The sequence below is a fragment of the Nonomuraea sp. NPDC005650 genome (assembly GCF_040605375.1).
Lineage (GTDB): Bacteria > Actinomycetota > Actinomycetes > Streptosporangiales > Streptosporangiaceae > Nonomuraea.
This window is the reverse complement of the sequence record NZ_JBEXCR010000051.1, coordinates 1-20,460: the sequence shown is the minus strand read 5'-3', so window position 1 is coordinate 20,460 and position 20,460 is coordinate 1. Positions and strand designations below refer to the sequence as shown.

The window sequence follows — 20,460 nt, the reverse complement described above, 5'->3', positions numbered from 1 at the left end:
ACGCTGAAATGTTCGTCGGACACTTCGGGCTGGCCGCCGCGGTCAAGGCGGCCCAGCCGCGCGTCCCGCTGTGGTCGCTCATGCTCGCCACCCAGTTCCTCGACGTCGTCTTCGTCGGCCTGTACCTGGCGGGCGGGATCGAGTCCTTCAAGGCCGTCGCCCCGGGCACCTACGGCGAGGCGCTGATCGACGCCCAGTACACCCACTCGTTGCTGGGCGCGCTGCTGCTGTCGGCGCTGTACGGCGGCCTCGGCGCCTGGCGGTGGGGCCGCAAGGCCGGGTGGGTGCTGGGCGCGACGGTGTTCAGCCACTGGGTGCTCGACCTGCTCGTCCACCGCGCCGACCTGCCCCTGCTGCCCGGCAACGCCGGCGACCTGCCGCTGCTCGGCCTCGGGCTGTGGCAGGTCCCGTGGGCCACGGCCGTGGTGGAGGGGGTCCTCATCGTCGTCGGAGCTGTCCTGTACTTCCGCTCGGTACGGGAACGCGCCTCGACCACCTGGCGCGCGATCGCCTCCGGCGGCGCCATGGCCCTGCTGCTCGCGCTGGGCCTCGTCGTGGACATCGTCAGTTAGGGAAGGTAGCGAATGTTCGTTGACGTACCGGGCGGTCGCCTGGCCTACGACTCCGCCGGCGAGGGGCCGCTCGTGGTGTGCGTACCCGGTCTGGGAGACACCCGCGAGGCCTACCGGTCGCTGCGCCCGCCGCTGGTGGAGGCGGGCTACCGGGTGGTGACGGCGGACCTGCGGGGCCACGGGGAGTCGTCGGCGGGATGGGACGACTACTCCCAGTCGGCGGTGGGCGGCGACATCGTGGCCCTGCTGGAGGAGCTGGACGCGCCCGGCGCCGTCCTGCTCGGCAACTCCTACGCCGGCGGCGCCGTCATCCGCGCCGCCGCCCAGGCGCCCGAGCGGGTGGCCGGCATCGTCCCGATCGACGGCTTCATCCGGGCCGTCCCCCTCAACCTCGCCGTCCGCGCGCTCGTCCGGCTGATCGCCTCGTCCCCCCGGCTGTGGAGCCTCTACTACGCCATGGCGCACCCCACCGCCAAGCCCGCCGACCTGGCCGAACACCGCGCCAAGCTGGTGGCCATGCTGCGCGACCCCGAGCGGCGCGCGGCGATGCGCACCATGCTCCTCAACCGCGAACCGGACGCCGAGCACGCCATCCCCCAGGTCCGCTGCCTCGCCCTGGTCCTCATGGGCGCCAAGGACCCCGACTTCCCCGACCCGGCGGCGGAGGCGCGGACCCAGGCGTCGCTGCTGCGGGGGCAGGCCGTCGTGATCGACGACGCGGGCCATTACCCGATGTCGGAGTTCCCCGGGCGGACGGTCGAGGCTCTGCTGCCCTTCCTGAAGAACGTCTTCTGACCGGTCACCCGGGCCGGGGCCGGCGGGGGCGGTCGCCGGCTAGCGCAACCACCGCAGGGCCGCGTCGGCGCAGTCCTCGGGGCTGCTGTTGAAGGCGATGGCCGCGCCGGGCGCGTGCCGCCGGACCAGGTTGACCACCTTCTCGAAGAGTTCGAGCAACGGCTCGTGCGTGCGGATGCCGCCCCCGATCACCACGCAGCCGTAGTCTCCGCCGGTCAGCGCCTCCACGATCGCGCCTTCTGGGTTGTCGTCGAGTACCACCAGGCACCAGTCGGCCTCGATGCCGTACTCGTCGAAACGGGCCCGCCCGCGGGCCAGCGCCGCCTGGACCGGCTCCGGGTCCCAACCCTGGATCTTGGCGGGATCGAGACCGATCACCAGCACTCGTGTCGCTGCCACGCGTCCTCCTTCGCCCGGAACGTCTCCACGCCAGTCTCGACCCGCGGGCCGCCGATGGCGAGTCGGCGCCGGACGCTTCATCGGCGTAGTTCGGGCGCCACGTACTCGAAGGTCGGGCCGGCCGTGGTGCCGTCCTCGTCGGGCATCCGCATCAGGGCCTGGGCCTGGCCCTTGAGCGCGTACATGGTGCCGGTGGCGACCGCGAGCTGCTTCGCATCGCCGTTGAAGGCCCGCTCAAGCAGGTTCAGGAGGGTGCAGTAGGTGTGGTTGAACTCCTCCTGGGCGGTGCGGATGGCGCTGCCCGGAGCGTGGTCGGCCAGCCGCGGGTTGCGCCGCATCGGAGGTACGCCGGCCAGATCCACCCAGATCTTCTCGCCGGTGGGCCCGGACTCCGGGGTGTCGCCCCGCTGATACCGCCGGCCGAGCTTGAGCTCCTGGAACCGGTAGTAGTGCCCGACCTCTTCGCGTTCGGGGTGGAAGACGTCTTTGTCGCCGTCCCAGACCCCGCCGCGGGCGGTGCCCTCGCCCTGCTCGACGATCTCCTCCAGCGCCGCCAGCGCCGAGGCCAGGCCGTCGACCGCGACCAGGCGTCCGGCGGTGTGCCGGAAGTGATCGGAGGTCAGCTGTCGGGCCGGGTCGCCGGAGAAGACCTTCTGCTCGCCGAACTGCTCACACAGGTACCGGAGGCCCTCCTCGATGGCGGCGTAGAACTGCCCGATCGTCTCGTAGGCGTCGCCCTCCGCCGGGGCGCCGGGCGGGGACGGCTGCTCGATCCGCAGGAACATGTCGAGTGCTTCCGGCCCGAAGGGAACCAGCGACAACTCCAGCGAGCGATCCCCGTGCGGCAGCGGCCGGGGATGCGGCTGGAGCAGCTCCGGCGTGTCCAGCCGCGGCCGGCCGCCGACGGCGTTGAGCAGGTTCGCGGCCAGCGCCAGGTGCAGCATCTCCTCGACGAAGACGCTGCTCACCAGGTCCACGGCCTCGGGGTTGCGCTCCGGGTCGAGCGAGTACAGCGCGCACAGGTACGGCGGCAAGGTCGCGTGTTCCAGCTCGATCGCCCACTGCAGGTGTTCACGCAGGCTGTCGAGCGTGTCGATCCGCGCCGTCGAGCGGGGCGCCGGCAGTTCTTCGTGTGTCACTTGTCGTCATCCTCAGCTATGGGAAAGGGGTGGAATCCACTGCGGCCGCCCGGCTGGGAGTCCTCTTCCAGCACCTCGACCGCGTCCAGCAGGCCGCGCAGGGCGATCTCCTCGCGTTCGGCGTCCGTCGGGTCGAACAGCCAGTCGGTGACCGGCAGTTCGGCCACCTCCTCCGGATGGCTCGACTCGACCAGGGTCACTTCGGCCTCGACCTCGACCCGGAGCTCGTACAGAAATTCGTTCTCACCGTTGGGGATGCTCATCGTTCTTCCTCAGTGAATCGCGCACGACTACTTGGGCGTGGCGGTGCGGCCGGGCCAGTCGCGGTAGCGGATCTGGCCGAGCGTCGCGCCGTCGCCCGGCACCAGCGTCCGCTCGCCCAGCTCGCTGCCGAAGTAGCGCGCGTGCGGGTCGGCGACCACCTGGCGCGGGTCGCCCCAGATGGCCAGGGCCTCGCGGAAGAACTCGTCCATCCGGAACTGCTCGGGCCCGCCGACCTCGACCCGGCCGTTCAGCGGCGCGCCGACCGCGGCCCGGCCGACCGCCTGCGCGACCTCGTCACCCGCGATGGGCTGGAACAGCACGGGCGCGATCCGCACCGTGTCGCCGTCCGTGGCCTCGGCGGCGATGCTCCGGGCGAACTCGAAGAACTGGGTCGCGTGCACCAGCGAGAACGGGACCCCCGACTTCTCGATCAGCTGCTCCTGAGCGATCTTCGCCCGGAAGTAGCCACTCTCGGGCAGCCGTTCGGTGCCCACCACCGACAGCGCGACGTGGTGACCGACACCGGCCGCCGCCTCCGCGGCCAGCAGGTTGCCGGTGGAGGTCTGGAAGAACTCCATCACCGCGGCGGGCTCGAACGACGGCGAGTTCGACACGTCGACCACCACCTGCGCGCCCGCCAGCGCCTCGGCCAGCCCTTCGCCGGTGAGAGTGTTGACCCCGGTGTTCGGCGCCGCCGCCACCGCCTCGTGGCCGTGCTCGCCCAGCTTCGCCACCAGCTTCGACCCGATCAGGCCGGTTCCGCCGATCACGACGATCTTCATCACAAATCCCTTCCGCCTGCCGGGGCACCCATGCGCCGGCCGATCGCCAGCTAAGACCGGGCAGCCTCCGTACGTGTGACAAGTGCCGCGAAATTCGTCCGGCCCTTAGGTTGCCCCCCAAGGGGTAGACGGCAGGCAGGGGCTGGAGAATGGACACCGGCCAAGCGGGGGGATGGCAGTGACGGGTCCTGGATCAGATCTTGAGCAGGCGGTGGCGGAGTTCGCCGGCGTGCGGCCGCGCCTGTTCGGGATCGCGTACCGGATGCTCGCCAGCGTCACCGAAGCCGAGGACCTGGTGCAGGACGTCTGGCTGCGCTGGCAGTCCCACGACCGCGCCGCGGTGGACAACCCGGCCGCGTTCCTGGCCACGATGACCACCCGGCTGGCCATCAACGTCACCCAGTCCGCACGCGTACGCCGCGAGACCTACGTCGGCCCGTGGCTGCCCGAACCCGTCGACACCCGGGCCGATCCCCACCTCGGCGCCGAGCGCGGCGAGGCCCTGGAGTTCGCCGTGCTGCTGCTCCTGGAACGGCTCTCACCCACCGAGCGCGCGGCGTACGTGCTGCGGGAGGCGTTCGACTACCCCTACCGGCAGATCGCCGACATCATCGAGCTCAACGAGCCGGCCGTGCGCCAGCTGGTCAGCAGGGCCCGCAAACGCGTGCTCGTCGAACGCCGCACCCCCGTGACCAAGACCGAACAGCGCAGGCTGCTGAAGGCCTTCGTCTCCGCCGCCCGCTCCGGCGACATGACCGCGCTGGAAGAGCTCTTCGCCGCGGACGTGATCAGCTACTCCGACGGCGGCGGCGCCGTGCGCGCCTCCCGGTTCCCCGTGGTGGGCGTGTCGCGGGTGGCGAAGTACCACAAGGCGTTCGCCCTTCGGTTCTGGGCCGGGGTCGACGTGTCCTGGGCGAGCGCGAACGGCCAGACCGCCGCGCTGCTGAGCCGCGACGGAGAGGTGTTCGCGGTCGTCACCGTCACCGCCTCGGAGGAGGGCATCGACCAGGTGCTGTGGATGATGAACCCGGCCAAGATCACCGCAGTGGCGCCGCAGGCCGCGGAAGGTCCCTAGGCCCCTCCTGGTTCACGACTCCACGACCTGCGGACTCTGGCGGCGCGCCACGGCGCGGCCCACGGCCGCGGCGGTCATGATCGAGACGGCGACCAGCACGACGCAGACCGCCGTGATCGCCGTCACCACGCCCGCCACCCCCAGCCACGGCGCCGCGAGCGGCAACGCCCAGATCAGCGCCACGCAGCCCATGGCCGCGGCGGGACGGACGACCGGCGCGCCGGCCACCAGCGCGTGCACCGCCCACAACACCGCCAGATACACCCCCACCGGAATCGCGACCGCGTATCCGATGGCCAGTGGTGAGGCCGCGACGGCGTGCCCGCTCTGCTCCACCGCCACCTCCAGCCCCGCGCCCAGCGCCGCCAGCGCCGCGAAGATCACGTAATGGCCGTATCCCCACAGGAACGACCGATCCCGGCGACCGCTCAGCCCTTCCCCCGCCTCGACGAGGAAATACAGCCACCACAGCGCGAACAACAGCACCAGCCCGCACCCGGCGACGGCGACCAGGGGCCCCTTGACCCCGTCCGCTTCGATCGCCCCCGCCACGCCCCGGCTCACGGCCAGCACGCTCTCCCCGAGCAGAATGATCGTGAACAGGCCGTAGCGCTCGGCGATGTGATGCGGATGCCAGGCGGTGGCCCTGGCCCGCTCCGCCCACCGCGGCACCGCCAGCTCCAGCACGACCAGGCAGACGAAGAACGGCAGCCCCGAGAACGAGGGCAGGACCCCCGTCTCCGCGACGAGCAGCCAGAGCAGCCACCCCAACTGCGCGACGGTCATCCCGGCGGCGTAACGCAGCGCGGTACGCCGCCGGGCCGGGTCCTCCACCCCGGCCCGCACCCACTGGGCCACCAGCCCGATCCTCATGATCACGTAGCCCAGGGCGACGATCCCGAAATCGGAGTGCGTGGCCGCGGCGGGCACCCCGGCGGCCAGGGTCAGCACGCCGGCCATCTGCACCAGGGTCAGCAGCCGGTAGAGGACGTCGTCGGTGTCGTAGGACGAGGCGAACCACGTGAAGTTCATCCACGCCCACCAGATCGCGAAGAACACCTGCAGGAACGGCACCAGCCCGGCCAGGCCGTGCCCCTCGGCGACGCTGTGCGCGAACTCGGCCGTGACGGCCGCCACCGCGACCACGAAGGTGAGGTCGAACAGCAGCTCAAGCTGGCTCGACACACGATGCGGCTCGTCGATGGGCCGCGCGCTCATCCGGACCCGGATCCGGATGGTGATGCCGGCTGGTGGCAAGGTCTCGCTCCTGTCGCTCCGCGAACGTCCGGTCCGACTGAAAGACAGGGCAGCGACCCGTTCTGTGACAACCCCGCGCTCATTCACCCGTCGCCGGTGTCAGGGAGACGTTCCAGAAGTCGGCGTAACGACCGTCGCGGCGCAGGAGCTCCTCGTGGCCGCCTTCCTCCACGATCCGGCCGCCGTCGAGGAAGACGATGCGATCGGCGCGCTGGACGGTCCGCAGCCGATGCGCCACCATCACCACCGTCCGGCCGGCCATCAGGCGCTCGATGCCCTCGTGGACGGCCGCCTCGTTCGCCGGGTCGAGGGCGGAGGTCACCTCGTCCAGCAGCACGATGGGCGCGTTCTTCAGCAGCGCCCGCGCGATCGAGACCCGCTGGCGTTCACCGCCCGACAGCAGCGCGCCGCCTTCGCCGACGTCCGTCGCCCATCCGCCGGGCAGCCGCTCGACCACCTCGTCCAGCCGCGCCGCGGTCGCCGCCGCCCGCACCTCGGCCTCGTCGGCGTCGGGACGGCCGAGGCGTACGTTCTCCTCGATCGTGCCGTCGAAGAGGTAGACGTCCTGGAAGACGATGGCGATCCGCGCCATCAACGCCTCCGTGTCGATCGCGCGTACGTCCACACCTCCCACCCGCACCGCGCCCGCGTCCACGTCGTAGAAGCGCGCGAGCAGCTGCAGCAGCGTGCTCTTGCCCGAGCCCGACGGTCCGACGACGGCGAGCCGCTGACCCGCCGGCACGGACAACGACACCCCGTCCATCACCGTACGGTCGCCATGCCGGAAGGTGACGGAGTCGAGCTCCAGGCCGTGGCCCGCCGGCCGGATCGGTTCGCGAGGCTCCGGCAGCGGCTCGGTGCGCAACACCGTGTCGAGTCTCGCCAGCTCGGAACGTGCGCCGCGCAGTTTGCCGCCGATGTCCGCCAGCGACAGCAGCGGGTCGGCGCAGCGGGCGGCCAGCACCAGGATCGCCAGCAGCTCCGCCGCGCCGATGTCACCGCCGAGCGCCAGGTAGGCGCCCAGGACCAGCAGCGCGGTGAACATCGCCTGCACCGTGAGCGCCAGGCCCAGCACGCCGGGCAGCACCGACAGCAGGGTACGGCGCGAGGCGCGCTGGACCTCCCGCAGCGAGTCGTCGAGCAGCCGGAAGCGTTCGAGGGTCCGGCCGCCGGCCCGCAGCACCGGCTGGGCCTGGAGATATTCGATGACCCGCCCGGCGGCCTCGTGGTCGCGTTCGTGACGGTCGTCGTCGGTGGCGGCCATCGAGCGTCCCGTCCAGACCTGGACCGCCGCCACGACCGGGACGGCGACCAGCGCGGCCAGCCCCAGTTGCGCGTTGAAGGCGAGCATGACGACGACGATCGTCAGGGGAGTCACGCAGGCGGAGATGTACGGGGCCAGCAGGTGCACGATCACGCCCATCGCCTGCAGGACGCCGCGGCTGGCCAGGACGGACACCTCGCCGACCCGGCCGGCGCCGTACCAGCCCAGCGGCAACCGGGCCAGGTGATCGCCGAGGCGGTGGTACATGCCACGCAGCAGCACGGTCCCTGCGCGGAAACCGGACAGATCGCTGAGATAGCGCAGCGCCGCGTAGACCGCGACCGCGGCCCCGAACGCGACCAGCCACGGCCAGGCGGCCGCGGGCGTGCTCCCGAACAGTGCCCGCAGCACGGGGACCAGCAGCGCGTAGGACAACCCCTCGGCCACCGCGGTCGCCGTCATCAGGGCCACGGTGCGGCGCACCGGCCGGCCGTACTCGGGTCCGAGCACGCGCAGCAGCATTCGGATCATCGGGGCTCGTCTCCTCGTTGTACGCCGTCGGCGACCGCCGATCGGTGGGTCCGCCAGAACGCGGCGAACTTTCCGTTCCTCGCCAGCAGCTCGGCGGGCCTGCCGCGCTCGACGATCGACCCGTTCTCCAGCATCACGACGTCGTCGGCGTCGGCGACCGTCTCCAGGCGATGGGCGATGACCAGGATCGTGCGATCGCCCGCCGGCGTGGCCAGGGCCCGGCGCACGGCCTGTTCGGTGGGCGGGTCGGCGAAGGCGGTCGCCTCGTCGAGCACCAGAACGGGCGTGGCGGCGAGCAGTGCGCGCGCGATCGAGATCCGCTGCGCCTCGCCGCCCGACAGCCCGGCCTCCTCATGGATCACCGTGTCGTATCCGCGCGGCAGCTCGAGGATCCGCTCATGGATGTTCGCCAGCCGGGCGGCGCGGACCACGTCCCCGGGGTCGGCGTGCGGCACCGCCAGCGCGATGTTGTCCGCGACGGACGCGCGCAGCAGGCGAACGTCCTGGAAGACGAAGGAGACCGTCCGATACAGCTCCTCGCTGCCGAGCTCGCGCAGATCGACACCGCCCAGGACGACCGAGCCGTGGGTCGGGTCGAAGAACCGCGGCAGCAGCTGAACCAGCGTGGACTTCCCGCTGCCCGACGGCCCGACGATCGCGGTGACCGTCCCCGGCTCCAGCACCAGGTCGATCCCGCGCAGCACCTCGTGCTCCGCGCGCCCCCGTCGCTCGTCACCGATCTCTACACCAAGCTCGCCCTCCGCCCGCTCGTAACCGAATCGAACGTCACGCAGCTCCACCCGGTGCCCCTGCGGTGCGCGCGGACGCGCGGGCTCGGGCAGCGACGGCACCGCGAGCACGTCCCGGATCCGGCCGACCGCGCGCCGGGCGGCCTGCAGGTCGTCGAAGCCGTGGCCGAGGGCCGCCACCGGGGCGGTCAGGCCCAGGCCGAGCAGCAGGAAGGGCAGCAGGTCTGCCGGGACCAGGCCACCGCCCGCGATCAGCGCCGCACCGCCGATCAGCACGACCAGCAGCACGAACGGCGGCGACAGCGCCAGCTGCATCCCCGCCGCGATCGGAGCGAGACCGCGCACCCACCGGAAGAAGGTGACGACGAAATCGTCCACTGCGGTGCGGAACCTGCGATGGGCGCGCTCGGACCCGCCGAACGCCTTGACCACCGCGATCCCCTGCACGAACTCGACGACCGAGCTCGCGATCCGCCCCATCCCCGCGTCGAACTCCTCCTGCTCGCGCAGCCGGGTCGGGGTCATCATCAGCGGGACCAGCGCCACCGCCAGCACGACCGGCACCAGCGTGATCAGCGTGAGCCGCCAGTCGACGGTGAACAGGTAGACCAACGACACCAGCGGCACCACGAAAGCGGCGATGAGCTCGCCGGGGGCGTGGGCGATGAACGGGTGCACGGCGCTCACGTCCTCGCCCACGACCTTCGCCAGCTCGCCGGTCCGGCGCCGCGCGAACCAGCCGATCGGTACGCGCCCCAGCCGCGCGGCCAGCAGCCGGCGGAACGACAGCTGCACCTGGCCGTCCAGAATGTGCCCGATGCCGGACGACGCGGCCGTGAACAGCAGCCGGACGAACAGGCCGGCCGCACCCACGGCCACGACGGCCCAGACCTGACCGTGATCGGCCGGGCCGGGCGACAGCAGGACGCGGCCCAGCTCGACGACCGCGAGCAGCGGCGCCAGGCCCGCGACGGCGCCGATCACCTGCAGGACGACGACGGCGGCGAAACTCCATCCGTACGGACGCAGCAGCCGTGCCAGGCCGGTATCCGGTGGTGACGTGGCCTGTTCCCTCGCCGCGGCGAGGTCAGTGGTGGTCATCGCTCTCCCGTCTTCGTCGATCTCGTCGCGGCCGCAGGCCCGTGCGCTCCCGTGGAAGCGTGAAAGCCCTCCTCCCGCCCTCCTGCCACCGCCCTCAGCGCCACGACTCAGCGAGCAGGATCGCCTGCGCCCCCGTGGCAGGCGTCGGCCCATTGCCGCAGCTCGACCGGCATGCCCGCCTGCGGCGGCGATGCACTGGCTGGGGCTCTCATGACCGGAATTGTCGTCCGGCTACTGTTCGGGAGGCGTCCTACAGGCGGAGTCATTTGCCGCTACCGCACCGGGATCAACGACCGGCCGGACTATGACGCCGGGAGTATTCGCGCGACAGGGCATCGCGGGGATGAGCGGGTTCCGGTTCGCCCGCGAGGTGCGGGGCCGGGGCGGGTAACAGCCGCCCTGTCAGCCACGCGGTCAACCGGCTGTGCTGATCCTCTCGGCAGGGTAGGTGTCAGTCGGCCCACCTGCGACGTGCGCCGCCGCGCCACACCTCCTCGATGTCCCGGGTCGCCGTGATGTCCGTGGTCGGGTCGCCGTTGACGAGCAGCAGGTCGGCTCGCAGGCCAGGGGCGATGCGGCCCCGGTCCGTGAGGCCGAAGAGGCGGGCCGTCGTACCGGTGGCCGCCGCGAGCGCCTGCTCCGCCGTCCAGCCCGCCTCCGTCAGCAGGAGCAGCTCGTGGTGCAGGCCCGCCCCGTGCACCGGCCCGAACGGGGTGCAGTCCGTGCCCGCCAGCACCGGCACCCCCGCCCGGCGCAGGGCCGCGGCCGCGTGCGCGGCGTTCATGACGCCCTGGGAGTGCATGGGGATGTCCGCCCACTCCCGGCCGAACGTGGCCTTCGAGCGGTCCGACATCCGCGCCGCGATCCGCGGGTCCCGCAGCAGCTCCTGGCCGTTCGGGTCGCCGGTGACGGCCTCGATGTACGTGATCGTGCTGATCACGAACGCGTCGTACGAGGCGATCCTGGCCGCCGTCTCCTCTGCCTGCTCCTCGTTCACGTCGGAGTACAGGTGCGCCAGCCCGTCGGCGCCCGCGTCCAGGGCGATGAACGCCTCCCTGGCGGTGACCGTGTGCGCGATGACCCGCAGGCCGGCGGCGTGCCCGGCCTCGACCAGGACGGCGGCGAGCTCGGGGCTGAGGGCGGGCAGCCGCATCCCCGACGACCCGCCGTCGTCGATGGCGATCTTGAGGTAGTCGACGCCCTCGGCCAGCCGCGCCTCCACGAACGCCTTGGCCTCGCCCGAGTCGGCCACCGTGTCGAGGGTGCGGTCCGTGCCGAGGGCCTTGAGCACGTCCGCGGTCATGATCTGGGTCGGGTGCCCGTTCGGGGCGGTGGCGATCATGCTGGAGCTGCGGATATCGGCCACGTCGTCGCGCTCGGCGGCCTGGCGGCGCTGGGCGGCGAGCAGGGGCGGCAGGTTGTTCATGTCGAGCTCGGTGGTGACGCCGAACGTCAGCGCCTCCGCCAGGTCGCCGTCGAAGGCGTGCGCGTGGGCGTCGATCAGGCCCGGCAGCAGGGTCTTCCCGGTGCCGTCGATCTCCACGTCCGCAGGACCGGACGCCGGTGAGCCGATGCGGTCGCCGTCGATCACCACGTCGGCGGCGGGCACGGTCCGCTCGCCGTCGAAGACGCGGACGCCACGGATCAGGGTACGCATGCTTCTCCCCCAAGTAATTCGATGTCTAACTAAATTGCTATCGAATAGTACGACCTCGAACTACACAGCCGCAACAAGGCCCGCGCCCGATCACGGACGCGGGCCTTGCCACTGGGTCACGACGTCAGCGCGAGAACGCCTGGAACTCGGCCGCCCTCACCTGCTCCCGCTGCGGGCTGGCCGTGGCGCAGTCCGTCGCGGAGTTCGGATCCCGGTCCTGCTCACCGGCGTACAGCGGATTGCCGGTGCACTGCGTGCTGAGCACCCGGAGCATCAGATGCGTGGCACTGGTGTCCCGTACGTCGAACGACTTGAAGATCATGTCGGCGCCCCGGGGACGCGGCAGCCCCGACTTGAAGGCGTCGGACGGGCTGGTGTAGATCTTCGTGAAGTTCGCCGGGTCGGTGCAGCCCGAGCTGCAGGCCAGCACCTCGAACGAGCGCAGGCTCGAGAACCGGTTCTGCCCGCCCGGGTCGGCCGCGTCGCCGACGTTGGGCCGCAGCATGGCGCTCACCTGCACGCGCCGGACCTTGACCGGCGCGTCACCCGCCAGGTCCACCACGACCGACTTGCCGGCGGGCGCGCCGGTGAGCGAGGCCCAGTTCGTGGCCTCGGTCTCGTCGATCAGCTTGGCCTGGTTGACGCCGTCGCCCGTGGCCGCCGCGCCGCCCGCCGCCGAGGCGAGGTTGCGGGCCAGCGGCAGCGGGAGCGGCAGCTGCACGCCGCCCACCACCACGAACTTCAGCCTCGTGTGCCCGAACCCGTTGCCCGCCACGATGAACGAGTACACGCCGGGCGTCATCTCCACCGTGTCGCCCAGCGGCGTCGCCGGGTCGGTGTCGGCGACCGGGACCGCGCGGCCCTCGTAGTCGCCCACGTACAGCCGCAGCGCCGCGCCCTTCGCCTCGCCCAGCGGCTTGAGCTGCAGCGAGCCGTTCTTGCCCGCGGGGTTGACGAAGCTGGGCGTCGGGTCGGCGTCGTTCGAGCCGCTGCTGGCCGCGCCCTTGCCCAGGCCGTGCTCGGCGAACGCGCGCCACATGATGTCCTGGTTCTTGCCCCCGAACCGGATCGCGTCGGCCGCCAGCAGCGCGTCGCGGTGGTCGACGTAGCTGACCGCGCCCGAGGCCATCAGCAGCAGGGCGTCGAACGAGAGCTGCGCCCAGCGCCGGTTGCCCGGACACTGCTCGACCGGCGTCCGCCCGTCCGCGCAGGCCCGCTGCTGCCTGGCCGTGCCGTCGCCGTACCGCTTGACGAACGCCGCGCGCACGTCGAACTGGGTGGCCGACCAGATCTCGCCGTCCGCGTGCACCTGCTGGCCGACGATGTCGTACGCGACGTCGCTGTAGTTCAGCGGCGACCTGGACATGTCGTAGTTCCTGATGCCGCGTTCCTTGTCCCCGGTCACGTAGCCGCCGGTCACGTACGGGGTCAGGCCCGAGGGGCGGAAGCCGTACTCGAAGAGGTGCTCCATCGCGAACAGGTCGGAGGTGCTCTCGTTCATGGCCCCGGCCTGGGCGCCGCTCCAGCCGGCGTTCGGGCCGCCGATCATGCGCCCGGAGATCGCGTGCGTGTATTCGTGGCCGATGACCGACATGTCGTAGTCGCCGTCCACGCACGGCGAGTAGAACGAGCCGGCGACCGGCTGCCACAGGTACATGTTCGTGATCGGCGCGATCCCGTCAGGGCCGGTGATCTGGTTGGCGTTGTCGCGCACGGACAGCACCCGCGCGCCGGCCTGCGCGTTCCCCTGCTCGGGGTCGCCGCCCAGGCCGCCGCGCCCGCCGTTGTCCGCCTGCATGTTCCAGGCAGTCTCGGTGAAGCCGAGGCGATAGCTCCAGTCGTGCATGCGGTTGTGCATGGCGTTCAGGTTGGCGATGGCGGCCTCCAGATCGGCCTCGCCGTCCTGGTCGAACACCGCCGGGTCGCACTTGGCCTCGTGCCAGGTGTTCTTCCACGGGAAGAGGTAGTTCCTGCTCGGGGTGAGCACGTTGGTGCGGGTCCCGACGGAGAACGGGTCGCCGTTCGCCCGGTTCTCGGTGGTCTTGGTCGCGTTGCCGGAGCTGGTGTTCGTCGGGGTGTTCGTGGTCTGGTCGACGTCCCACGCCTTGCCGGTCGCCGCGTCGCCGCCGGTCACGTAGTCGCAGCCGGGGCCCGCCGCGAAGCACCAGATCTGGCGGGTGTCGCGGGAGGAGTAGTCGTCGCGCGGGTTCGCCGGGAAGGCTGCCCAACGGGGGTTCTCGGGGTCGAGGTGGTCGACCAGGTTCTCCCGAACGAGGACGGCGCCGCTGACCGCGTCCACGTGCGTCGTGTACCCCGCCACCGCGCCGTCCGAGCCGCCGATCAGGACCACCTGGTACGCGCTGTGCACCCCGTCGGGAGCGGGCACCGCCACCGGCGTGGCCTGCTTCGAGGTCGCGGTGGCCAGGTCGACGCCGCCGTCCCTGGCCGCGATCTCCAGCGCCTGCTGCGCGGTGATCGTCGCGGCCGGGGGCGCCTCCGTCTCGCGGGACAGCGAGGAGGTGACGTGCCTGACCTGGCCGTTCACCACGCCGATCGTGACGAGGCCGTCCACGCCGGCCGGCAGGTCGCCGAAGCGCTGCCGCAGCAGTACGGCGTGCCCCACGCCGATCGGGTTGACCGCGACCCGCTCCAGCGCGTCCACCGCCTGCGCGGACAGGCCGAACACGGCGGGGTTGTTCTTGAGGTAGGTCCGGGCGGCCTGCTCGGGGTCGGCTCCGAGGCCCTCGGCCAGCGGTTCGGCGCTGGTGACGGCGGCCGGGGTGCCGAGAGCGTTCCAGCGGATCTCGGCCGCCGCCCCGGCGCTGCGGGCGTTCAGCCCGGCGGGCGGGGCGACCCGGCCCTGCCGGTTGTCCACGTCCGGCTTGCCGTGCTCTTCGGCCTGGAAATCATGTACGGGGGCCTGCCCGCCGGGTTCGCCCAAGGCGGGCCCGGCTAGGGGTAGTGCCGACGCGACGAGCGCGACGGCGACGAGTGCGCTGCGTAACCAGGACAACGGTTCCCTCCTGCGTCTCAGGGATGCGCGGATTGCACGCATCTCGCAAGAGGTAACACCCAGTCAGAAGGCTGGCAAGATCTCAGTGCGGGACCGGTGGCCGGCGCCTCGACAGACCATAGAGCCGCTTCCTTAGTGAAACGACGCCCTTACATGGCATGAGGGGTTCAGTCTGCCGCGCCCGGCGCAGTTCCCGCACTGATCATTCAACCTGTCGTCGTTGACCCGCCGCAACCGGATTTACCGGCTCGCGAACAGCGACGCGTACACCGGGCGCCCGCGCTCGGTGACCACCTGACCGGCCAGCCCGCCGCCGGTCACAGTGGACAGCCGCAGGTCGAGGTAGCGCTCCTCCTCCACCATGCGCACGTCACCGGCGGGCGCGGGCAGCCAGGAGGCCACCTCGGCCTGACGCGCGGCCCGGTCGCGCGCCAGCTCCGCGCGCAGCTCCGCCAGGCTGCCGGCGTCGTACGGCTCCGCGCCGGCCCGCTCGGGCTCGGCCCGCCAGGCGGCGACCCCGTACGCGAAGCAGACCAGCGCCATCCACATCTCGGCGAAGTACGCCGGGTCGGGCGCCAGCTCCAGCCCCGCGAACCTGTCGCCGACGAAGAACAACGCGCCGAGCTGGCCCGGCAGCAGCTCCAACCGGCTCTGGAACTGGGTCAGCGTCGCCCGCTTGCGCGACAGGATCTGCTCCAGGTGCCCGCGCGAGGGCAGCCCGCACGCGGCGTTGAGCCGGGAGATGTCCCCCCACAGCTTGGCGTAGTCGCGGCGCCCGCGCAGCTCCAGCGCCCTGGCCCGCAGCTCGGCAGGCAGCACGAAGAACCACTGGGCGCGGCCCTCCAGGTAGCCGCCCTGGCCGGACTGGACGCAGCAGGCGTCGTCGAACCGCCTGGTCTGCCCGGCGCCCATCAGCGCCGCGGAGCACAGGGCGTGGTTCTGGGCGGCGTCCTGGATGTAGCCGATGTGCAGGGGCACGATCGCCACGCCCTCGCGGGCGCCGTTGTGCAGCTCGACCTGGCCGTACCCGACGACCCGTTCGAGCTTCAGCCCGGAGCGGGGCGGCACGATGCCGGGCCGCTCGGGGCCCCAGATCGGCACCATGGTCAGCGCTCCGCCGCGCTGCGGCGTGCCCGCGCGGTAGCCGCGCAGGTCGAGCGGCGCGGGCAGGAGCGTCTCGAGTGCGCTCATGTACGTCCTCCTTCCAGTCGGCTCAGCATGGCCGTACGGATCCAGTCACGGCCGGGCGCGCAGTGGCCGAACAGCCACGGCAGCAGCCCGGCGAAGTCGTCCTGATGCCAGAACGGCTGCCGCGGCAGCTCCGGCGCCGGGTCGCGCAGGGCCAGGTCGTCGCCGCCGGTGAACGTGGCCTGGCAGAGCACCACCGGAGTGGTGACGCCCGCGCGGGGCAGCGTGGCCACGACCCTGGCCAGGTCGCCCGGCATGAGGTTCTCGTAGCCGTCGGTCACGACCACCACCAGGTCGGGACGGGCGTCCGGGGCGTCGAGCCGCCCGGTCACCGGGTCAGGACGGGCATCCGAGGCATCCTGCAACCCAGTCGCCAGGTCTGGACGAGCGTCCAGGGCGTCCAGCAGCCCGGTCGCCAGGTCGGTCGCACCGTCGGCGGTCTCGATCACCGTGAGGCGTTCGCAGACCTCGCCCAGGACCAGCCTCAGCGCCTCGGCCTGCGACATGACCGCCCACTCGCGCTCGCCGTACCCGCGCATGGAGCCCGACGCGTCGAGCACCACGGCCACGTGCCCGGCCAGGCGCGGCAGCCCGCGCGTCGCCTCGGCCACGTAGCCCGCCAGCGCGGGGCGCAGCTCGGCCGCCGGTCCGCCCCGATAGAGGTGCACCAGCGTCGCCGCGATGTCGCCCCGGTTGGTCGGGGTCACGATCGGCGGGAGCTCCCTGACCGGGTCGAGCCGCACGGGCGGCTCCTGCGGGGCCACCGCGCCGTACGTGCCGGGCGCGTAGAGCGCGCGCACCCGCCCGATCGCCGCGGCCGGGTCGGAGGTGAAGCGCAGCAGGCTCCTGCGCAGCCGTCCGGAGCCGGTGTGGCCCTCGGCGATCAGGCGGGCGCACCCGCGGGCGGTCGCCTTGCCGAGCGCGTGCTCGAAGCAGTCGACCAGCGCCGGCCGGCGGGCCTCGATGAGCGCGTCGGCGTCCGGGTGCTCCAGGACGAACGTGACGACGGCCCGCGTGGTGTGCTTGTGGTTGGCGCGCAGCCGCCGCAGCGCCAGGAGCGCGGTGACGGCGTGCGCCGGCGGCAGGCCGAACATGAGCGCCCTCGTCACCTTGGCCAGGGTCGCGCGGGTGCGCTCGTCCAGGCCGTCCTGCGAGGCGGCCAGCGTGCACAGCAGCACGCGGGCCCGCTGCCAGGGGAGCACACCGGGCACCAGCGCCAGCAGCGCGTATCGCTCGGGGTCGCTCAGCCGGGCACTCCGGTGGAGCTCCGCGTCGTCCCAGGCCGGATCGCCGCCCCTGGACAGGACCAAAGGGGTGTCGCGCGTCCTGAAATGCTGGAGAAGAGTCGGGGTGTCCACGTCATCGAGATTAAGGAATCGGCCCCGCCACGCGACACCTATTTTTGACGCGTACGTTTCCTGCCAGCCTTCCCGAGCGGAGAGATATGCGGGCACGCGTCAAGTGCTTTTTCACAGACCGCCAATTCCGCGTCGGTGTAGGCCAGCAAATAGACGCTTTCGACGTGCCGCGGGCGGCTGTCGGTCAGGTGCGCGACAATGGCCGTCAGCATGCTCTGGACCGTGGACTCGATGTCGGCCGCCGCCTCGCCGGTCCCGAAGATGGGAAACACGATCGAGCCCGCCTGCCGCCCGCCGCCGGCGATCTCCTCGGCCCTCAGGAACACGTTGCGCACGCACGTGCCGAGATTGTCCACCCGGCGGTACCCGACGCCCGCGGCCCCGTGGACGGCGGCGGCGTGCACGATGCCCATGACCCCGTTGCGCTCGGCGAGCTGGTGCGCCCCGGTCACGATGGCGGTCCCCGGCTCCACCGGCACGTTGGCGCCCACCCGCCGGCCGAGCTCGTCGGCCACGCAGTCCTCGACCACCCGCTCGGTGAGGGGGTCGCGCCGCGCGCCCTCGTACCGGATCACGGCGGAGATCGACCGCTCGTGGAACCTGGACATCTGCATGTCGGTGTTCTCGGAGTTCACCCAGACGTCCACGTCCTTGACGTTGCGCAGGTCGCCGGTGATGAGCGTGAGCCGCCGGGCGGGACGGCCGGGGACGGCGTACTCGTACGTGCGCGTCTCCTCGATGGGCTGCGGCTGGCGCAGCTTGGCCTGCGTGTCGACCTGCTCGCGCAGCGCGCGAATCTCCTTCCGATATTCGTCGGCCCGGCCCGCGGTGCGCAGCGAACGCAGCCCGTACCACCAGATGAACGCCCACAACCCGACGGCGCCCGTCATCGTGGCACCCTTGATCTCGGCGGAGAATTGGCTCTGCGGGAAGAATGAAAATAGCAGGGTGACGGGAAAGAGGGCGAGCAGGGTCCAGGAGATCATGTGCACCCGCTCGTTTCCACCGTCCGGCGATCGCCACTGCCAGGCGAAGGCACCGAGACCGAGAACGAGACTGAACACCGCCGTAAGCAGAACAACGGGATCGGCCTTCATTCGCCCTCCCAGCCGGATAAATGCGGGATGCGATTATCAGGCTAATACCTCGCGCGTTCGGATGGGCCGGTCAGGCATACTTTTGTGCCCCGGCACTCCCATCCGACATACGAGGCATTTGTGACATTTCTCCCCGTACCACGACTCAACGCCCACGAGCACCTGACCGAACTGCCCATACCCCTCACCTACGAAGGCCCCTGCCCGGGCGGCCAGGTGGGCGCGGCCTACGTACGCTGGCCCGACGGCCACCTCTCGGTCCTGACCCGCGGCCCCGACGTGAGCGAACTGCTGTCGGTGGCACGGGCGGCAGGCGTCCCGGCGCCGCGCTACGAACTGGTCCACCCACCGGTCGTCGTCCAGGAGCTGCTCCCCGGCACCGTCGCGCGCTCGCCCACGGCGGCGACCGTACAGGACATGCTGGAGATCAACCGGCGGTGCCGCGGCGTGCTCGCCGGCCGCAGCGACCTGCCGGCACTACGGCTCCACCTACGCGAGGACGGACCGGGCTTCTGCCTGCACGGCCCGCTGCGCGCGTACGACAGCCGCACCCGCCGCCTGCTCGACCAGGTGGAGGAGATCGGCCGGGCGTTCCCTGACACCCTGGAGGGCGACGACCTGGTCCACACCGACTTCCACCCGGAGAACGTCCTGGTGGACGCGGCGGGCAGGGTCACCGGCGTGATCGACTGGAACGGCGCCACCCGCGGCCACGCGGACTTCGACCTGTTCACCCTCCGCTTCGACCTGACCCACCGCGACCCCGACCTGGCCCGCCGAACCCTCCCCCTGATCCACGCAACCCCCGACCCTGCCCACGGAACCCCCGCCCTCCAGACGCACATCCCGGACACGGCGGCGGCCCTGGCCTGCTGGGCGCACATGAGCCTGCGCATGGTGGACTGGGCCATCCGCCACTTCACCGCCTCGGACGTCACCACCTGGCTCAACATCGCCCACGCCCTCAAACCCTCCAACTGACCGGGTAGGAGCCTGGAGGGTGGGCCCGCTGACACCCTCCACGGCCCCACTCCGCTACGGATTCACCTCTCCCGCGACGACAGTCGTGCCCAGGCAGGCGCATCATCCTGTTAACGGTTTTCCGCAAGCAGCGAATGCGTGAGACAGCCGAGATCGAACGGGCAGGGCGAGCCATGAAGCGATGTGTCGCCGAGGCCCACACCGCAGACGAGGAGTGAGCGGCATGGCCGAGCGCAAGGCATGGTCTGACAAGCGCGCTGAGATCATGAGCCGCCCCGGCGCCGGAGTTGCCTACGAGGCGGCCCGGATCCGGCTCGAACTCGGCGAGACCGTACGGCGCCGCCGCGAGGAACTAGGGCTCACTCAGGCCGAACTCGCCGAGCGAGCAGGACTCAAGCAACCGGCGGTGGCCCGCTTCGAGGCCGGCGGCACCATGCCCACCATCCCCAGGCTGGAACGCCTGGCCGAAGCGCTCGAACTGCGGCTCAGCGTCCAACTCTTGCCGCTCCCCCGAGCCAGTTGACCGCATTCGCCGCGCTTGCGCTTCACCGGCAACCAGCCCAGGAGGACCTGCACGCCGCCCTGAGAGCCCTCGTACCTACCCATCCGCCTACGAAACGGTGGGCTGTCATGCGCCGGGGTGCGACGGGGCGGTCTGCCGCCAGGCCTGCGGCTGTGGGCCGGCCTGCTCGGCGGGGACGCTCAGCGGCAGGCGCAGGATGAAGCTGGCCCCGCCGATCGCGGCCTGCTCGACGTGCAGGGTGCCCTGGTGGGCGGTGGCGATGTCCCGGGCGATGGCCAGGCCCAGGCCGGTGCCTCCGCGGTCGCGGCTGCGGGCGGCGTCGAGGCGGACGAACCGCTGGAAGATCCGTTCTCGGTCGGCCGGGGGAACGCCGTCCCCGTCGTCGTTCACCGCCAGTTCGGCGTGGGTTGCCGAGCGGCGAAGCCGTACTCGTACCTGGCTGGTGGCGTGCCGCTGCCCGTTGTCCAGCAGGTTGGTCAGCACCCTCGCGATCTGCCCCGGCACGGCGTCCACGACGACCCGGTCGGCCAGGTTCAAGGCTGTCGGGTGGCGATCGGTACGCCGGCTGGTCTCGGCGCGGATCAGGTTGGTCAGATCGACGTGCTGAGTGGCCTGCGGGCCAGTGGCGCCCAGGCGGGCGAGCAGGAGCAGGTCGGTCATGATGTCCTGAACGCGATCCAGATCCTCCAGCGCGTGCCCGATCACGTCGGGCAGG

The 20,460-nt window shown here is 71.7% G+C and carries 18 protein-coding genes; 5 read left to right on the top strand and 13 right to left on the bottom strand.

The genetic code is table 11. The annotated features are described in order from the left end of the window. The first annotated feature begins 8 nt into the window (after nucleotides 1–8). Complete coding sequence (locus ABZS69_RS55035) at nucleotides 9–572, top strand: permease (RefSeq protein ID WP_355389299.1); 564 nt, start codon at nucleotides 9–11, stop codon at nucleotides 570–572. 12 nt (nucleotides 573–584) lie between these two features. Next, nucleotides 585–1,367 carry an alpha/beta hydrolase gene (locus tag ABZS69_RS55030; RefSeq protein WP_355389297.1) on the top strand — a complete coding sequence of 261 codons (783 nt, stop codon included), beginning with the start codon at nucleotides 585–587 and terminating at the stop codon, nucleotides 1,365–1,367. 39 nt (nucleotides 1,368–1,406) lie between these two features. Here ABZS69_RS55030 and ABZS69_RS55025 read toward each other — a convergent pair whose 3' ends face one another. The 4 genes from ABZS69_RS55025 to ABZS69_RS55010 all read right to left on the bottom strand — a co-directional run bounded on the left by ABZS69_RS55025 (nucleotide 1,407) and on the right by ABZS69_RS55010 (nucleotide 3,951). Continuing rightward, a complete protein-coding gene (locus tag ABZS69_RS55025) occupies nucleotides 1,407–1,766 on the bottom strand; it encodes a hypothetical protein (protein ID WP_355389295.1) in 360 nt (119 codons plus the stop codon). A gap of 77 nt (nucleotides 1,767–1,843) precedes the next feature. Further along, nucleotides 1,844–2,905, bottom strand: a complete 1,062-nt coding sequence (locus ABZS69_RS55020) for a ferritin-like protein (protein WP_355389293.1) — start codon at nucleotides 2,903–2,905, stop codon at nucleotides 1,844–1,846. Beyond that, on the bottom strand, nucleotides 2,902–3,168 hold the full coding sequence (locus ABZS69_RS55015) for a hypothetical protein (RefSeq protein ID WP_355389292.1): 267 nt from the start codon (nucleotides 3,166–3,168) through the stop codon (nucleotides 2,902–2,904). The genes ABZS69_RS55020 and ABZS69_RS55015 overlap by 4 nt, the downstream gene beginning before the upstream one ends. A 27-nt stretch (nucleotides 3,169–3,195) precedes the next feature. Continuing rightward, entirely contained in the window at nucleotides 3,196–3,951 is a 756-nt protein-coding gene (locus tag ABZS69_RS55010) for an SDR family oxidoreductase (RefSeq protein ID WP_355389290.1), read from the bottom strand. A gap of 172 nt (nucleotides 3,952–4,123) precedes the next feature. Here ABZS69_RS55010 and ABZS69_RS55005 point away from each other — a divergent pair, with 172 nt between their 5' ends. Then, entirely contained in the window at nucleotides 4,124–5,026 is a 903-nt protein-coding gene (locus tag ABZS69_RS55005; RefSeq protein WP_355389288.1) for an RNA polymerase sigma-70 factor, read from the top strand. Between the two features lie 12 nt (nucleotides 5,027–5,038). Here the strand turns inward: ABZS69_RS55005 and ABZS69_RS55000 are convergent, their stop codons facing one another. From ABZS69_RS55000 to ABZS69_RS54965, 8 genes are all read right to left on the bottom strand, one after another. After that, nucleotides 5,039–6,283, bottom strand: a complete 1,245-nt coding sequence (locus ABZS69_RS55000) for a low temperature requirement protein A (protein WP_355389286.1) — start codon at nucleotides 6,281–6,283, stop codon at nucleotides 5,039–5,041. Nucleotides 6,284–6,362: 79 nt separating this feature from the next. Then, nucleotides 6,363–8,078, bottom strand: a complete 1,716-nt coding sequence (locus ABZS69_RS54995) for an ABC transporter ATP-binding protein (RefSeq protein WP_355389284.1) — start codon at nucleotides 8,076–8,078, stop codon at nucleotides 6,363–6,365. Further along, nucleotides 8,075–9,928 carry an ABC transporter ATP-binding protein gene (locus tag ABZS69_RS54990; RefSeq protein WP_355389282.1) on the bottom strand — a complete coding sequence of 618 codons (1,854 nt, stop codon included), beginning with the start codon at nucleotides 9,926–9,928 and terminating at the stop codon, nucleotides 8,075–8,077. The genes ABZS69_RS54995 and ABZS69_RS54990 overlap by 4 nt, the downstream gene beginning before the upstream one ends. A 451-nt stretch (nucleotides 9,929–10,379) precedes the next feature. Continuing rightward, nucleotides 10,380–11,585 (bottom strand): amidohydrolase family protein, encoded by a 1,206-nt coding sequence (locus ABZS69_RS54985; RefSeq protein WP_355389280.1) that lies wholly within the window; start codon nucleotides 11,583–11,585, stop codon nucleotides 10,380–10,382. A gap of 124 nt (nucleotides 11,586–11,709) precedes the next feature. After that, a complete protein-coding gene (locus ABZS69_RS54980; protein ID WP_355389278.1) occupies nucleotides 11,710–14,598 on the bottom strand; it encodes a M36 family metallopeptidase in 2,889 nt (962 codons plus the stop codon). A 240-nt stretch (nucleotides 14,599–14,838) separates the two neighbouring features. After that, nucleotides 14,839–15,789 (bottom strand): DUF6569 family protein, encoded by a 951-nt coding sequence (locus ABZS69_RS54975; protein ID WP_355389277.1) that lies wholly within the window; start codon nucleotides 15,787–15,789, stop codon nucleotides 14,839–14,841. Beyond that, the gene (locus ABZS69_RS54970) at nucleotides 15,786–17,144 is read right to left on the bottom strand and encodes a vWA domain-containing protein (protein WP_355389275.1); all 1,359 of its coding nucleotides are present in this window, start codon (nucleotides 17,142–17,144) and stop codon (nucleotides 15,786–15,788) included. The genes ABZS69_RS54975 and ABZS69_RS54970 overlap by 4 nt, the downstream gene beginning before the upstream one ends. Before the next feature lie 38 nt (nucleotides 17,145–17,182). Beyond that, nucleotides 17,183–18,241 carry a hypothetical protein gene (locus ABZS69_RS54965; RefSeq protein ID WP_355389273.1) on the bottom strand — a complete coding sequence of 353 codons (1,059 nt, stop codon included), beginning with the start codon at nucleotides 18,239–18,241 and terminating at the stop codon, nucleotides 17,183–17,185. 120 nt (nucleotides 18,242–18,361) lie between these two features. Here ABZS69_RS54965 and ABZS69_RS54960 point away from each other — a divergent pair, with 120 nt between their 5' ends. Both ABZS69_RS54960 and ABZS69_RS54955 read left to right on the top strand, forming a co-directional pair. Beyond that, nucleotides 18,362–19,222: a phosphotransferase gene (locus ABZS69_RS54960; RefSeq protein WP_355389271.1), complete on the top strand. Its 861-nt coding sequence runs from the start codon at nucleotides 18,362–18,364 to the stop codon at nucleotides 19,220–19,222. Nucleotides 19,223–19,445: 223 nt separating this feature from the next. Further along, on the top strand, nucleotides 19,446–19,745 hold the full coding sequence (locus ABZS69_RS54955) for a helix-turn-helix transcriptional regulator (RefSeq protein WP_355389269.1): 300 nt from the start codon (nucleotides 19,446–19,448) through the stop codon (nucleotides 19,743–19,745). A gap of 105 nt (nucleotides 19,746–19,850) precedes the next feature. Here the strand turns inward: ABZS69_RS54955 and ABZS69_RS54950 are convergent. Then, nucleotides 19,851–20,460 (bottom strand): ATP-binding protein (locus ABZS69_RS54950; RefSeq protein WP_355389267.1); only part of this gene is annotated, 610 nt, incomplete at its 5' end.

Coding starts and splice junctions, on each gene's coding strand:
- ABZS69_RS54990 (WP_355389282.1), bottom strand. CDS start 9,928: ATGACCACCACTGACCTCGCCGCGGCGAGGGAACAGGCCACGTCACCA.
- ABZS69_RS55030 (WP_355389297.1), top strand. CDS start 585: ATGTTCGTTGACGTACCGGGCGGTCGCCTGGCCTACGACTCCGCCGGC.
- ABZS69_RS54995 (WP_355389284.1), bottom strand. CDS start 8,078: ATGATCCGAATGCTGCTGCGCGTGCTCGGACCCGAGTACGGCCGGCCG.
- ABZS69_RS55010 (WP_355389290.1), bottom strand. CDS start 3,951: ATGAAGATCGTCGTGATCGGCGGAACCGGCCTGATCGGGTCGAAGCTG.
- ABZS69_RS54965 (WP_355389273.1), bottom strand. CDS start 18,241: ATGAAGGCCGATCCCGTTGTTCTGCTTACGGCGGTGTTCAGTCTCGTT.
- ABZS69_RS54985 (WP_355389280.1), bottom strand. CDS start 11,585: ATGCGTACCCTGATCCGTGGCGTCCGCGTCTTCGACGGCGAGCGGACC.
- ABZS69_RS55015 (WP_355389292.1), bottom strand. CDS start 3,168: ATGAGCATCCCCAACGGTGAGAACGAATTTCTGTACGAGCTCCGGGTC.
- ABZS69_RS54975 (WP_355389277.1), bottom strand. CDS start 15,789: ATGAGCGCACTCGAGACGCTCCTGCCCGCGCCGCTCGACCTGCGCGGC.
- ABZS69_RS54955 (WP_355389269.1), top strand. CDS start 19,446: ATGGCCGAGCGCAAGGCATGGTCTGACAAGCGCGCTGAGATCATGAGC.
- ABZS69_RS55005 (WP_355389288.1), top strand. CDS start 4,124: ATGGCAGTGACGGGTCCTGGATCAGATCTTGAGCAGGCGGTGGCGGAG.
- ABZS69_RS55035 (WP_355389299.1), top strand. CDS start 9: ATGTTCGTCGGACACTTCGGGCTGGCCGCCGCGGTCAAGGCGGCCCAG.